Below are 13,350 nucleotides of genomic sequence, written 5' to 3'. Positions count from 1 at the left end.
AGCGCGTCAGACCTCGACGACCTCGCCCAGCACGACCGTGCGGTTCAGCGGCAGGTTGAAGTGCTCGGCCGCGTCGACCGTGATGCGCGACGTCGCGAGGAACAGCTTCTTGCGCCACGTCCTCATGCGCGGTTTGCGACCGGCGCGCAGCTCGATCCTCGACAGGTAGTAGATCGCCTCGTCCAGCTGCAGCCGGCCGCAGGCGGCCTTGGGACTCACGAGCGCGAGAGCACGCGGGACGTCGGTGACCTCGGCGTAGCCGAAGTGCACGGTGACGTGGGTGATGCCGTCGGTGGGATCGCCCAGGTCGTCGACTTCGACGCGGTGCCGAGATGCCACGCGGGGGACGGTCGCGATCTCCACGGACACCAGCACGATGTTCTGGTGCCGCACGTGGTTGTGACGGATGTTGTCGCGCAGCGCCAGCGGCACCTCCGTCTTGCCGCGATTGAGGAAGATCGCGGTGCCCGGGACCGTCACGATCTCGTGCGGACGGCTCTTGATCTCGTCCATGAACTCCGCCAGGGAGCCCTCCATTTTCGTGCGCTTGGCCGTCACGATGCTGCGGCCCTTCTGCCAGGTCGCCATGACCGTGAACGACGCCAGGGCGATCGCCAGAGGCAGCCACGCGCCGTGCAGGATCTTGGTCAGGTTCGCCGCGACGAACAGCAGCTCGAACGACAGGATCAGCACGAGGCCGCTCCACAGCAGCCAGCGCGGCGTCTTCCACGCGCGGAAGGCGACGTAGAAGAAGAGGATGGTCGTGATCGTGTTGGTGCCGATCGCCGTCATGCCGTACGCGTAGGCGAGCGCGGTCGAGCTCTGGAATGTGAGCACCAGGATCAGCACGGCCGCGAGGATGATGCCGTTCACCCACGGCACGTAGATCTGGCCATACGTATCCGTCGAGGTGTGCAGGATGCGCAGGCGCGGCAGGTAGCCGAGCTCGGCGGCCTGGGACGCGACCGAGAAGGCTCCGCTGATGACCGCCTGCGACGCGATGACGGTCGCGGCGGTGGCGAGGACGACCATCGGCACGCGCAGTGACTCGGGGATCAGCAGGAAGAACGGCGAGGCGAGCGCATCCCTGTCGTGCAGGATGAGAGCGCCCTGGCCCATGTAGTTGATCGTGACGGCGGGCAGCACGACGAACAGCCAGCCGATCGTGATCGGCCTGCGACCGAAGTGACCCATGTCGGCGTACAGCGCCTCGGCGCCGGTGAAGCACAGCACGATCGCCGCGAGTGCGAAGAACGCGTAGTGGAAGTGGCCGAGCAGGAACGTGATCGCGTAGGTCGGCGACAGGGCCACGAGGATGCCCGGCTCGAGCAGGATGCCGCCGATGCCGCACAGCGCGATCGCCGCGAACCAGACGGTTGTGACCGGGCCGAACAGGCGGCCGACCGCGTTCGTGCCGAACTTCTGCGCCGCGAACAGCACGACGATGATCACGACGACGATCGGGATGACGAACGGCTCGAGATCCGGGTTGACGATCTTGAGCCCCTCCACGGCCGACAGGACCGAGATCGCGGGCGTGATCATCCCGTCGCCGAGGAACAGCGAGGCGCCGAAGATGCCGAGCGCCGCGAGCACGCCCGTCACGCGCACCTGCCGCCTGGCCGCCCACGACCGCAGCAGCGTGATGAGCGCCATGATGCCGCCCTCGCCGTGGTTGTCCACGCGCATCGCAAGGGACACGTAGGTGAGTGTGACGATGATCATCATCGACCAGAAGATCAGCGAGACGACGCCGTAGACGTTCTCGGGATCGACGGGCACGGGGTGCGGATCGTCCGGGTTGAAGATCGTCTGCAGCGTGTAGATGGGGCTCGTGCCGATGTCGCCGAAGACCACGCCGAGGGCGCCGAGCACCAGGGCGAATCGGACGCGCTCGCGCACGGCGTGCGTGGTCGTCGTGCGGGTCGCGATGCGTTCGAGCAGCTGTGTCACGGAGGGCGAAATTACGCCGCCGTATGCGGCCTCCGGCCCGGCCGCACGGAATCCACACGTCGTGCGGGCGCATCCTCACGGAATCCTCACGCCGTGCGTCGCGGCCCTCCTGGCGAGCCGTCCGAAGGTCACGGAGGCCCGTGAGCCTCTCGCGCGGCGACACGCCCGGTCGCACCGCGAACCGGGCGATCTACCGTGCGGGTCCGCCTGCTGGTTTCATAGGGATATGGCGATCGAACACGACTTCTTCGGCCTTCTGGAGTCCGGCCCGGACGGCTCCATCTTCTGGTCTGAGAACGTCGAGCTCGGCGACCAGAACGTCACCGTCGACCTGACCGCGCCCGACCAGGAGGACGTCTCGCCGGCGGCGCTGGACGCGGCCGCCGCCATGGTGTCCGCCCTCGAGGAGCTCGACCGTCGAGGCCGCTCCGCGATGCTCAGCGAGGTCGACGACCGCGCGAGCGAGGTGACCGAGTACATCCTGATGCAGCAGCAGACGCTCGGGGACGAGCTGGAGGACCTCCTCGTCGACATCAGCGGCGATGCCGCGGTCGACATCATCCGCTCGCTTCAGCTGATGAGCATGACGATCCTCGCGGACGAGCACGGCGGCGAGGACCCGTTCGCGGTGCTCGAGTATGCGCTCGACCCGGATGCGGCCGACGACGTGCTGCTCGTGAACCTCGCGTCCGACGCCTCCGTTCTGTCGGTCACGAGCGCGGACTGAGGCTGGCCGCGACCAGCTCGCGCGTGAACGCGTGGGCGGGGCGGGAGAAGACCGCCTCGGTATCGCCCTCCTCCACGATGCGGCCGTGGCGCATCACGGCGACGCGGTCGCTGACGCGGCGGACGACGGCGAGGTCGTGGGAGATGAACACGATCGTGAGCTCCTCTTGGCGCTGCAGGTCGAGCAGGAGGTCGAGGATGCCGGCCTGGGTCGTGACGTCCAGGGCAGACACCGGCTCGTCGCACACGAGCACGTCCGGTCGCGCCGCGAGGGCGCGAGCGATCGCGACGCGCTGGCGCTGACCGCCCGAGAGCGACGCGGGCCTGCGACGCAGCATGGCGGCATCGAGTCCGACGCGTGCGAGTAGCGCGCCGGGCGCTGGCGCGTCGCCGCGGCGAGCGTGGCGCAGGATGCGCTCGACGCTGTGTCGCGGGTCGAAGGCCCCCAGCGGATCCTGCGGGACGAGCCGGGCGCGCACGTCCGATCGACGTGTCAGGTCGCCGGCGTCCGGCCGCTCGAGACCGAGCAGCAGCCGGGCGAGCGTCGACTTGCCGGATCCGGATTCGCCCACGATGCCGAGGACCTCGCCCCGGCGGACCGCGATGTCGACGTCGGCGACGGCTGCGACGGTGCCACCCGGGCCGGGGTAGCGGCGAACGAGCCCACGCGCGGCCAGCACGGGTTCGCCCCGCACAGACGAAGGAAGCGGCTTCGCACCGTGGGGGACGGCCGCCAGCAGCGCCCGGGTGACGGGGTGCTCGGGACGGGAGAGGAGGCGGGAAGCAGGGCCGCTCTCGACGATGAGACCGGCGTCGAGCACCGCGATGCGGTCGGCGATGCGCGCGACCGCCGCGAGATCGTGGCTGATGAGGATGAGCCCCGTGCCCTCGTCACGGAGGCGGCCCAGGAGACCGAGGACGCGGGCGGCCGTGGTGGCGTCGAGTGCCGTGGTGGGCTCGTCCGCCACGATGAGAGGGGCTCCCGCGACGATCGCCGAGGCGATGAGCGCGCGCTGCCGCATGCCGCCCGACAGCTCTCCCGGGCGCTGGCGCAGGCGCGCGCGGGCCTCGGAGCGCTGCGGCCCGCCGAGCGGAAGGCCCGCCGCGTCGAGCGCATCCAGCACGCGGGAGCGGCGCTCGCTCGCCGGCACGCGCCGCACCGCCAGCGCCTCGCCCACCTCCGCCCCGATCGTGCGCAGGGGATCGAGCGACTGCAGCGCGTCCTGCAGCACGAGCGAGACGCCGCCGCCGCGCACGGCGCGCCAGTGCCGCTCCGGAAGGCGACGCGCATCGCGCCCGCCCAGCTCGAACGCGTCGGCGGACACGCGCCCACCGTCGCGCCGGGACAGGCCGAGGATCGTGCGGGCCAGCACGGACTTCCCGGCGCCCGATTCGCCCACGATCGCGAGGACCTCGCCCGGCGCGACGTCGAGATCCACGCCGCGCAGCGCGGCGACGCCGCCGGGCATCGTGACGGACAGGTTCCGGATGCGCAGCAGGCTCACGACGCTCCCGCTCCCGAGGCGCGGCGTCCGAGCACGGTGAGCACGGTCGCCGTCGTGACGATCGCAAGTCCCGGCAGCACGGTCATCCACCACGCCGTCGTGATGTACACGCGTCCCGCGTTGAGCATCGCGCCCCACTCGGGCGAGGGCGGCAGTGCGCCCAGCCCGAGGAAGCTCAACGCCGAGACCCAGACGATCGCCTGACCCACTCCGAGCGTGGCCGTCGCGACGAGCGGCCACAGCGTGTTGGGCGCGATGTGCCGCACGAACACCGTGAGCGGGCCTGCCCCCTCATGGCGGGCGTAGGCGACGTAGTCGCTGCGCGCGACGCCGCGCACCCGGGCGCGCAGGATGCGCGCGTAGCCCGGCGCGGTCGCGACGCCGATCGCGAGGATCGACGCCTGGGTGCCCGGTCCGAGCACCGCGACCAGCAGCAGCGCGAGCACGAGCGTCGGCAGTGCGAACAGCACCTCCACGACGCGCGCGATCGCCGCATCCAGCCAGCGCGGACCCAGGGCCCCCGCGAAGCCGAGGACGAGGCCGGCCGCGATGCCGATCCCCGTCGCCGCCAGGCCGATGCCCGCCGACGCGGCTGCCCCGTGGATCACACGCGTGTACAGGTCGCGGCCCGACTCGTCCGTCCCGAAGGGGTGCGCCCAGGACGGGGGCGAGAACGCCTCCGCGGGCGCGATCCCGAGCGGATCGCCCGGGGCGAGCACGGACGGCGCGAACACCGCGACCAGGATCGCGATGAGCGCGATCGCCGCGACGACGCCCCCCGGCCCGAGCGTCCGCAGGGCGCGGCGCGCCGGCGCGTCGACGCCCGTCACGAGCCCACCGCCAGCTCGGGCGTCCGTTCGACGGCGTGCGCCGTGCGCGCGCGGCGCAGACGCGGGTCGACGAGCAGCTCGACAGCGTCGACGACCGTGACGACGAGGACGTACAGCACAGCGACGACCACGACCGAGCCGATCACGACGGGCACGTCGCGGCTCATCGCGGCATCGAGCAGCAGGCGCCCGAGTCCCGGGCGGGCGAACAGCGACTCCACGACGACCGCACCGCTCAGCAGGTGCCCGAACGCCCAGCCCGACAGCGACAGCGCGGGAAGACTGGCGTGCCGCAGCGTGTGGTGCAGCAGCACGCGCGACTCGCTCGCCCCGCGGGATCGGGCGGTGGTGGCGAACGGCGCGCGATCCGCTTCCCGCAGCGCATCGCGCGACAGCTGCGCGAGGAAGCCCGCGATCGGGATCGCCAACGTCACGACAGGCAGGATCAGTCCCGCCGGATCGCCGCCGCCGCTGGTGGCGGGGAGGATCCGCAGCGAGGCCGCGAACACCAGGATCAGCACGGCGCCGAGCCAGAACTGCGGCATCACGGTCGCGACGAGCTCGAGCCCGCGCACGCCAGCGACCACCGCGCGGCCGACCGGACCGCGGGCCGTGGCGGCGATCGTGGACCCCGCCAGCGCGAGCGTCCAGGCGAGCAGCAGGGCGAGCGCGGCGAGCAGCAGCGTCCCGGGGAGCTGGGCCGCGATCAGGTCGGAGACCGGCTGCCGTCGCGCGTACGAGTCGCCGAGCTGGAACGTCGCCACGCGCCATAGCTGCGTCAGGTACTGCAGGATCAGCGGCTGATCGAGTCCGTACTCCTCACGGGCCTGGGCGACCGCCTCCGGACCGGCCTGTGACCCCGGGCCGCCCAGGATCGCCTCGAGCGGATCGCCCGACGCGCGCAGCGCGAAGAAGACGACCGTCGCGACGATCCAGACGACGAGCAGCGCGGATCCGACGCGCCCCGCGATCCAGCGCGCGACGGACCGGATCCGCGCCGGGTCTCGTCTCCCTCGCGTCGGCCGGTCGTTCGACGCGGAGCGCGACGCCTCAGCCGGCGATGCGCGCATCGACGAACGTCGGCGTCGCGACGGTGCCGAGCGTGGTGACGCCGGTCACGCCGCGCGTGAGGAAGTGGTTCTGCTGGTCGTACAGCGGCAGCACCGTGAAGCTCTCGAGCACGCGCTGCTGCGCCTGGGCGTACAGGTCGGCGCGCGCGGACTCGTCCTGCGTCGCCGACGCCTGGTCGAGCAGCGCGTCGAGCTCCGGATCGGACAGCTGCGCGTGGTTCGCGAAGTATCCCGAGGGCGCGGGCACGATCGCGTCGGAGTGGTAGAGCACGCGCAGCACCTCGGCGCCCACGCGGGTGTACGGCGCGCTCACGGCCTCGTACTCGTTCGCGCCCAGCACGCCGTACCAGGTCGACAGGTCGACGGGGGAGAGCTCGACGTCGAAGCCGACCTCCGCGACGTTCGCCTGGATCTGCTCGAAGAGCGACTGCTCGGCGGCGACCGACTGGTTCGTGCTCACGGGGAAGCGCACCGTGAGGCGAGCGCCGTCCTTCATGCGGGTGCCGTCCTCGTCCTTCTCGGTCCAGCCGGCCTCGTCCAGCAGGGCGTTCGCCTGGTCCGGGTCCGTCGCGAACAGCGACTCGTCGGACACCGCCATGGGCTCGGAGCTGCCGAGCGGCGAGTACGAGCGCGTGACCGTGCCGAGGTAGAGGGCCTCGATGCCGGGGTTCGGGTCGGCGGCGCGGATGAACGCTTCGCGCACGCGGGCGTCGTCGAACGGCGCCTGCCCGGCGTTGAGCTCGATGCGGTTCACCGAGCCCGGGCGCGGGGCGTCGATGTGCGTGATCTCGTCGCCCTGCTCGGCGGCCACGATCGCGTCGGGCTGCGGGTTGTCGATCACGTGCACCTCGCCCGACGTGAGCGCGGCCTGGCGCGTGGCGGCATCCGGAATGAAGCGCCACACGATCTCGTCGAGGTGCGCGGCGCCCTGGTTCTCGGTTTGCTGTCCGGGGGTCGCGTAGTCGTCGTTGCGCGTGAGCGTGATCTGCTGCTGCGGCACCCACTCCTCGACCACGAACGGGCCGGTGCCGATGGGAGCGGCGCAGTTCTCCTCCATGCCGCGCGCGATGCCGGCGGGGGACTGGATCGCGGTCCAGGGCATGCTGAGCGACTCCAGCAGCGCCGAGTCGGGCTCGGACATGTGCATGCGCGCGTGGGTGTCGTCGACGACCTCGACCTCGGCGATCTTGGACACCGCGAGATACCCCGTGGAGGAGGCGGTCTCGGGATCCTGCAGGTGCTCGATGTTGACCTTGACGGCCTCGGCATCGAGCGGGGTGCCGTCCGTGAAGGAGACGTCGCCCTGAAGTGTGAAGTCCCAGGTCAGGCCGTCCTCGGAGACCTCCCACTCCTCGGCGAGCCAGGGAGTGATGGCGCCGTCGGCGTCGCGGCCGACGAGCGGCTCGAGGTACTGCGAGCTGATCAGCGCCTGCGGGTAGTTGCCGCCGACGTGCGGGTCGAGGCACGTCGGCTCGGCGTCGCCCGTGGCGTAGACGAGCGTGCCGCCTTCCTGTGGCTCGGAGCTGGGCCCGGCCTGTCCGGTCGAGGGGGCGCACGCGGTGGCGATCAGCGCGACGGAGGAGGCGAGGACGAGGGCGGGCAGCGCGCGACGGAGCATGAGGACCTTTGTGAGGGGATGTGCTGTGGCGGCCGGTGTAACCGGACTGCGTCCAAGAATACGCCCGCCGGGGAGCGGTGGGCGCGGGCGGTCAGCCCTCGGCGCCGTGCACGGTGGCGCGCCAGGCGGTGAGGACGTCGGCTGTGGGGGCATCTACGCGGACCGCGGTGACGTTCCCGGCGCCGATGTCCTCGATGAGAGAGAACGTGCCCCGCTCGCACCGAAGCTCGTTGGTCTCGGCGGCGTGGGTGGTCGGCGATCCGGTGATCTCGGCCTCGATCGAGATCGTCGCCTTACCGAAGCAGGTGATGTCGATCCGGTCGACGGTCACCGGGGTCTCGAAGGTGACCGTGGTGCCCTCCGGCTCCGCGTCGTCATCCTGCGACGGGGCGTCGGGTCCCGCCTGGCCGCTGAGGGAGGCGAGCAGGTCGGACGCCTCCGCGGGCTCGTCGTCGAGCCACGCCTGCACCTCCCTCGGGTCGGGTTGGGCGGGGGCGCAGCCGGTCAGGGCGGCCGATGCGACGGCCAGCGCGAAGACGGCGACGGCAGCACGGGCGTTCATGATAGGAGCGTAGCGGCCGGCCGCGCGATCAGGACGACGCGGCGTGCTGCGGCATGTCCTTGATGTGGTTCGTGATGCGGACCGTCGAGCAGCGGCGTCCCTCGTCGTCCGTGATGACGATCTCGTGCACCGCGACCGTGGTGCCGAGGTGCAGCGGCGTGCAGACGGCGGTGACGTGACCGGACGTGGCGGATCGCGTATGCGTCGCGTTCACGTCGACGCCGACCGCGAGGCGCCCCGGGCCGGCGTGCAGGTTCGCCGCGACGGAGCCGAGCGACTCGCCGAGCACGACGTACGCGCCGCCGTGCACGAACCCGACCGACTGGCGGTTCCCGTGCACGGGCATGCGGGCGACGGCCCGCTCGACCGTGAGCTCGAGGAACTCGATGCCCATCTTCTCCGCGAGCTCACCCGGACCCTGCTGCGCCACGAAGTTCATGAGAGCCCCCGGAGCGCCCCGCCGCCGAATGCCGGCGTGCGCTTCTGCTGGAAGGCCGCGAAGCCCTCGCGGTAGTCATCGGTGTCGCACAGCGCGGCCTGCGCGCGGTTCTCGTCGGACATCGACCGCCACAGGCCCACGCGGTCGTCGCGCAGCGATGCGATCAGGCGCTTCGAGGCGACGAACGCCTGCGTCGGGCCGGCGGCTGCGCGCGCCGCCGCGGCACGCGTCTCCGCCACGACCTCGTCGTCGGCGACGGCGCGGGAGAACAGGCCGAGGGCGACCGCTTCGGCCCCGGAGATCAGCCGGCCGGAGTAGATCAGATCGAGCGCGCGATGCGCGCCGAGCCGCTCGAAGAACAGCGCGTGCCCGCCCGAGTCGAGCGTCGCCCCGAGGTTCGCGAACGGGCTGCCGATCTTCGCCGACTCGGCCACGTAGACGACGTCGGTCGCGATGAGCAGGCCGAGCCCGACGCCCACGCAGGCCCCGTGCGCGGCGCCGAAGGTGGGCGCGGGGAACTGCGCGATCCGGCGCATGACGGGCTCGACGCGCCCTTCGAGATATCCCAGCACGTCGTCCTCGCGCGGGTCGACGCCTGAGATGTCGCGTCCCGCGCAGAACGCGCGTCCCTCACCGCGCAGGACGAGCGCTCGCACGCCGGCCCGCTCGGCCTCGGCATAGGCCTCCGCCAGGTCGTCGAGGTCCTCCGGCCTCAGTGCGTTCCGCCGCTCGGGCGCGCGCAGCGCGACCTCCGCGACGTCGTCCTGGATCGTGAGCTCGATCATCCGGTACTCCCTCGGTCGGGCATGGCGGGTCAGACGTCGTAGTCGACGACGACGCGGTCGGACGTGGGATGGGACTGGCACGTGAGGACGTACCCGCGGTCGATCTCGTCCGGCTCGAGCGCGAAGTTCTCGCGCATCGAGACGTTGCCCTCGACCAGGCGCGCGCGGCACGTGCCGCACACCCCGCCCGCGCAGGCGAACGGCACATCCGGCCGGACGCGCAGCGCGGCGTTCAGGATCGACTCGTTGGCGTTGATCGGGCTGTCCACCGATGCCGACGTGCCGTCCAGCGTGAAGTCGATCCGATGCGTTCTCTCGTCCGCCTGGGCGGCGACGGAGCGGCCGCGCGGGGGAGCGGCATCACCCGGCTCCCCGGTCGTGAACAGCTCGAAGCGGATGTGGGCCGGGTCGACGCCGTGCTCCTCGAGCAGGTCGCGGCACAGCTGCACGAGCTCGAACGGGCCGCACAGCGCCCATTCGTCCACGGTGCGCGGTGGGATCAGGCAGGTCAGGATCGTCCGCAGCTTCGCCTCGTCGAGCCGCCCGGAGAGCAGGGGTGCCGTGCGCTGCTCGCGCGAGAGCACATGGTGCAGCGCGAGGCGGTCGGGGAAGCGGTCCTTCAGATCCGCGAGCTCCTCGATGAACATCACGTCGAGCGACGAGCGGTTCGTGTACAGCAGCGTGAAGCGTCCGCTCGCGCTGTCCTCGAGGATCCGGTGCGCCATCGTGATCACGGGGGTGATGCCGGATCCGGCGGCGATGCCGACGACGTGGCGGCCCTCGAGCTGGTGGAGATTCGACGTGAACGTGCCCTGCGGGCTCATGACGTCGAGCTCGTCGCCGGGCCGCAGCGCGCTGTGCACCCAGCGCGAGAACAGTCCCTGCTCGTCGCGCTTGACCGCGACCGAGATGCGGCCGGGCACCGGCGGGCGGCAGATCGAATACGAGCGGCGCACCTCCTCCCCGTCGATCAGGGCGCGCAGTGCCAGGTACTGGCCCGGGAGGTAGCCGTAGTCCTCCTCGAGCTCCGGCGGCACCTCGAAGGTGACCTCGACGCTCGTGGGGGTGAGGGATCGGACATCCCGCACGCGCAGGCGATGGAATACCGCGCGCCGCCTCAGGGGAGCGCCGACGGGTGCGGCCGGCATCAGTGCACCTTGAAGAAGTCGAAGGGCTCCTGGCAATCGAGGCACTCGTACAGCGCCTTGCATGAGGTCGATCCGTAGCGGGACACCTCGCGCGTGTGCAGCGACGAGCACCGCGGGCACTTCACGCCCAGCGTCACCGGGATCGGGCCGCGGCGCACCGGCGCGCGGCCGTTGGGCGGCGCGATGCCGTACCGCTCGAGCTTGGCCTTGCCGTCATCGCTCATCCAGTCGGTCGTCCAGGCGGGGGACAGCGTGAACGACACGTCCACGCGCTCGTACCCTGCGGCCGTGAGCTGCAGGATCACATCGTCGCGCATCTGCTCGATAGCCGGGCAGCCCGAGTAGGTGGGTGTCAGGACGACCTCCGCGCGCCGGCCATCGGAACGCACGGATCGCAGAACGCCCAGATCGGCGATCGTGAGCACGGGCACCTCCGGGTCGGCGACGCGGGCGGCGATGTCCCACGCGTCGGCCGATGCGGCATCGACGGGCCGCACTCCCGAGGAGACCGCGGTCACCACGTCGCCCCCGGGTGCCGCCGGGCGAGCCACTGCATCTCGGCGAGGAGAAAGCCGAGGTGCGCGCTGTGACGCCCTCGCCGCCCCTGCGCCATAGCGGGCTTGACGGTCGGGCGCTCGAGCTGCGCCTCGGCGAGCACCGCGTCGATCACGGCGTCGAAGCCCGCGCGCAGAGACGACGGTCGCGGCGCCGCGTCGCCCAGCCGGACGTGCAGGTCGTCGTCCGTGAACAGCTCGTCGACGTAGGGCCACAGGTCCGTGAGCGAACGGATGATCCTCGCCCGCGACTCGTCCGTCCCGCCGGCCAGGCGCAGCGTCCACTGCACGGCGTGGTCCCGGTGATAGGCGACCTCGCGCGCGGCCTTCTCGGCGATCGCACGCAGGCCCGCGTCGGTGCTCGCCGTCAGCGCGTCGTAGAGCTCGACCTGGAAGGCGGAGACGAGCAGCTGTCGCGCGATCGTGTCGCCGAAGTGGCCGTTCGGCTGCTGCACGAGCCAGCAGCAGCGGAAGTCGGGCTCGTCGCGCCCGTACGCGAGGTCGTCCTCGGAACGGCCGGATTCCGTCCCGGCATAGCGGAGGAGGGCGCGGGCATGCCCGAGCAGGTCGAGGGCGATGTTGCCGAGGGCGAGGTCCTCCTCGAGCTCCGGCGCGCGGGAGATCCACCAGCCCAGCTGCTGCGACAGGATGAGCGCGTCGTCGCCCAGGCGCATCGCGTACTCGGCGACGTCAGGGGAGGCGACCCCACCCGATCCGGGAAGCTCGTCCGCGAGGTCGAGCGCGACGACCTCCACGTCGCCGTGATGGTCGACGCCGTGCGCGGGTCCGACCACCGTCACAGGTGCTTCACCCCCTCGGCGCGCGTGTAGTACACGGCATGGCGGTAGTTCTTGCCGGCGGGGGACTCGAAGAACGCGCCCTTCGCGTCGGGGTCGCTCGTCGTGATGGCGGCGGCGGGCACGACCCAGATGGACACGCCCTCGCCCCGACGGGTGTACAGGTCCCGCGCGTTGCGCAGCGCCATCTCCTCGTCGGGCGCGTGCAGCGAGCCGACGTGCACGTGGCTCAGGCCGCGGTTGGCGCGCACGAACACCTCCCACAGGGGCCAGGTCTCGGCGGGCGACTCTCCGGGGGTCGACATCCTCGTCTCCTCGTGCTCGAGCGGTCACGCCGCGAAGCGCGACTTCTCCTGCTGCTTGCGCGCGTAGGCGGCGGCTGCCTCGCGCACCCACGCCCCGTTCTCGTGCGCCTCGCGACGGTGCCGCAGGCGCGCGGTGTTCATCGGTCCGCGCCCGTCGAGCACCGTTTGGAACTCGTCCCAGTCGATGGGGCCCGTCACCCACCGGCCCTGTGCCTCGTCGAAGCGCAGGTCCTTGTCGGGGCACTCGAGTCCGAGCGCCTCGAATTGGGGCACCAGCATGCCGACGAATCGCGAGCGCAGCTCGTCGTTCGAGAACCGCTTGATCTTCCACGCCATCGACTGGGCCGAGTTGGGGGAGTCGTCGTCGGGCGGGCCGAACATCATGATCGACGGCCAGTACCAGCGGTCGACCGCATCCTGCGCCATGCGCTTCTGCTCCGGTGTCCCCTGCGACAGCGCGAGCAGGATCTCGAATCCCTGCCGCTGGTGGAACGACTCCTCCTTGCAGATGCGCACCATGGCTCGGCCGTACGGCCCGTACGACGCGCGGCACAGCGGCACCTGGTTGCAGATCGCTGCGCCGTCGACCAGCCAGCCGATCGCCCCCATGTCGGCCCAGGTCGGCGTCGGGTAGTTGAAGATCGACGAGTAGCGCGCCTTGCCGTCGATCAGGGCCTGCGTCATCTCGTCGCGTGTGATGCCGAGCGTCTGGGCGGCCGAGTAGAGGTACAGTCCGTGGCCGGCCTCATCCTGCACCTTCGCCATCAGGATCGCCTTGCGCCTCAGGCTCGGAGCGCGTGTGATCCAGTTCGCCTCCGGCTGCATGCCGATGATCTCCGAGTGCGCGTGCTGCGAGATCTGCCGGATCAGCGTGCGGCGATACGCGGCGGGCATCCAGTCGCGTGGCTCGATGCGCTGATCCGCCTCGATCAGCGCTTCGAACTCCTGCTGCGCCGCGAGCTCGTCGGCGGTCGGGGCGTCTGTCGTCGTCGACATCGCGGGCCTCCTCGATTCGGAATTACTGACCGAACATTCAGTGAGTATACTCGCCTCAGATC

At 71.4% G+C, this 13,350-nt stretch carries 14 protein-coding genes; 1 reads left to right on the top strand and 13 read right to left on the bottom strand.

Annotated features, from left to right (window positions below; translation table 11 throughout):
- Window positions 1-6 precede the first annotated feature (6 nt).
- Window positions 7-1,953 (bottom strand): KUP/HAK/KT family potassium transporter, encoded by a 1,947-nt coding sequence (locus RIF89_RS00165; protein WP_309067164.1) that lies wholly within the window; start codon window positions 1,951-1,953, stop codon window positions 7-9.
- Window positions 1,954-2,179: 226 nt separating this feature from the next.
- Here RIF89_RS00165 and RIF89_RS00160 point away from each other — a divergent pair, with 226 nt between their 5' ends.
- A complete protein-coding gene (locus RIF89_RS00160) occupies window positions 2,180-2,680 on the top strand; it encodes a DUF2004 domain-containing protein (RefSeq protein ID WP_309067163.1) in 501 nt (166 codons plus the stop codon).
- Here RIF89_RS00160 and RIF89_RS00155 read toward each other — a convergent pair.
- From RIF89_RS00155 to paaA, 12 genes are all read right to left on the bottom strand, one after another.
- The gene (locus tag RIF89_RS00155) at window positions 2,664-4,184 is read right to left on the bottom strand and encodes an ABC transporter ATP-binding protein (RefSeq protein ID WP_309067162.1); all 1,521 of its coding nucleotides are present in this window, start codon (window positions 4,182-4,184) and stop codon (window positions 2,664-2,666) included. The genes RIF89_RS00160 and RIF89_RS00155 overlap by 17 nt on opposite strands.
- Window positions 4,181-5,014 carry an ABC transporter permease gene (locus tag RIF89_RS00150; RefSeq protein ID WP_309067161.1) on the bottom strand — a complete coding sequence of 278 codons (834 nt, stop codon included), beginning with the start codon at window positions 5,012-5,014 and terminating at the stop codon, window positions 4,181-4,183. The genes RIF89_RS00155 and RIF89_RS00150 overlap by 4 nt, the downstream gene beginning before the upstream one ends.
- Window positions 5,011-6,084, bottom strand: a complete 1,074-nt coding sequence (locus tag RIF89_RS00145) for an ABC transporter permease (protein WP_309067160.1) — start codon at window positions 6,082-6,084, stop codon at window positions 5,011-5,013. The genes RIF89_RS00150 and RIF89_RS00145 overlap by 4 nt, the downstream gene beginning before the upstream one ends.
- A complete protein-coding gene (locus RIF89_RS00140; protein WP_309067159.1) occupies window positions 6,065-7,702 on the bottom strand; it encodes an ABC transporter substrate-binding protein in 1,638 nt (545 codons plus the stop codon). Before RIF89_RS00140 ends, RIF89_RS00145 begins: the two co-directional genes overlap by 20 nt.
- A 91-nt stretch (window positions 7,703-7,793) precedes the next feature.
- The gene (locus RIF89_RS00135) at window positions 7,794-8,264 is read right to left on the bottom strand and encodes a hypothetical protein (RefSeq protein ID WP_309067158.1); all 471 of its coding nucleotides are present in this window, start codon (window positions 8,262-8,264) and stop codon (window positions 7,794-7,796) included.
- A 28-nt stretch (window positions 8,265-8,292) separates the two neighbouring features.
- The gene (locus RIF89_RS00130; protein WP_309067157.1) at window positions 8,293-8,703 is read right to left on the bottom strand and encodes a hotdog fold thioesterase; all 411 of its coding nucleotides are present in this window, start codon (window positions 8,701-8,703) and stop codon (window positions 8,293-8,295) included.
- Complete coding sequence (locus tag RIF89_RS00125; RefSeq protein WP_309067156.1) at window positions 8,700-9,488, bottom strand: enoyl-CoA hydratase/isomerase family protein; 789 nt, start codon at window positions 9,486-9,488, stop codon at window positions 8,700-8,702. Before RIF89_RS00125 ends, RIF89_RS00130 begins: the two co-directional genes overlap by 4 nt.
- Window positions 9,489-9,517: 29 nt before the next feature.
- A complete protein-coding gene (gene paaE / locus RIF89_RS00120; RefSeq protein ID WP_309067155.1) occupies window positions 9,518-10,636 on the bottom strand; it encodes a 1,2-phenylacetyl-CoA epoxidase subunit PaaE in 1,119 nt (372 codons plus the stop codon).
- Window positions 10,636-11,154: a 1,2-phenylacetyl-CoA epoxidase subunit PaaD gene (gene paaD, locus RIF89_RS00115; protein ID WP_309067154.1), complete on the bottom strand. Its 519-nt coding sequence runs from the start codon at window positions 11,152-11,154 to the stop codon at window positions 10,636-10,638. Before paaD ends, paaE begins: the two co-directional genes overlap by 1 nt.
- Window positions 11,151-11,984 (bottom strand): 1,2-phenylacetyl-CoA epoxidase subunit PaaC, encoded by an 834-nt coding sequence (gene paaC, locus RIF89_RS00110; protein WP_375294410.1) that lies wholly within the window; start codon window positions 11,982-11,984, stop codon window positions 11,151-11,153. Before paaC ends, paaD begins: the two co-directional genes overlap by 4 nt.
- Window positions 11,985-11,986: 2 nt before the next feature.
- Window positions 11,987-12,292 (bottom strand): 1,2-phenylacetyl-CoA epoxidase subunit PaaB, encoded by a 306-nt coding sequence (gene paaB, locus RIF89_RS00105; protein WP_309067152.1) that lies wholly within the window; start codon window positions 12,290-12,292, stop codon window positions 11,987-11,989.
- 24 nt (window positions 12,293-12,316) lie between these two features.
- Window positions 12,317-13,288: a 1,2-phenylacetyl-CoA epoxidase subunit PaaA gene (gene paaA / locus RIF89_RS00100; protein WP_309067151.1), complete on the bottom strand. Its 972-nt coding sequence runs from the start codon at window positions 13,286-13,288 to the stop codon at window positions 12,317-12,319.
- Window positions 13,289-13,350 lie beyond the last annotated feature (62 nt).

The organism is Microbacterium sp. (genome assembly GCF_031178525.1).
Classification (GTDB): domain Bacteria; phylum Actinomycetota; class Actinomycetes; order Actinomycetales; family Microbacteriaceae; genus Microbacterium.
Note: the sequence above shows the minus strand (reverse complement) of the source record. Positions and strands in the feature narration are given on the sequence as shown.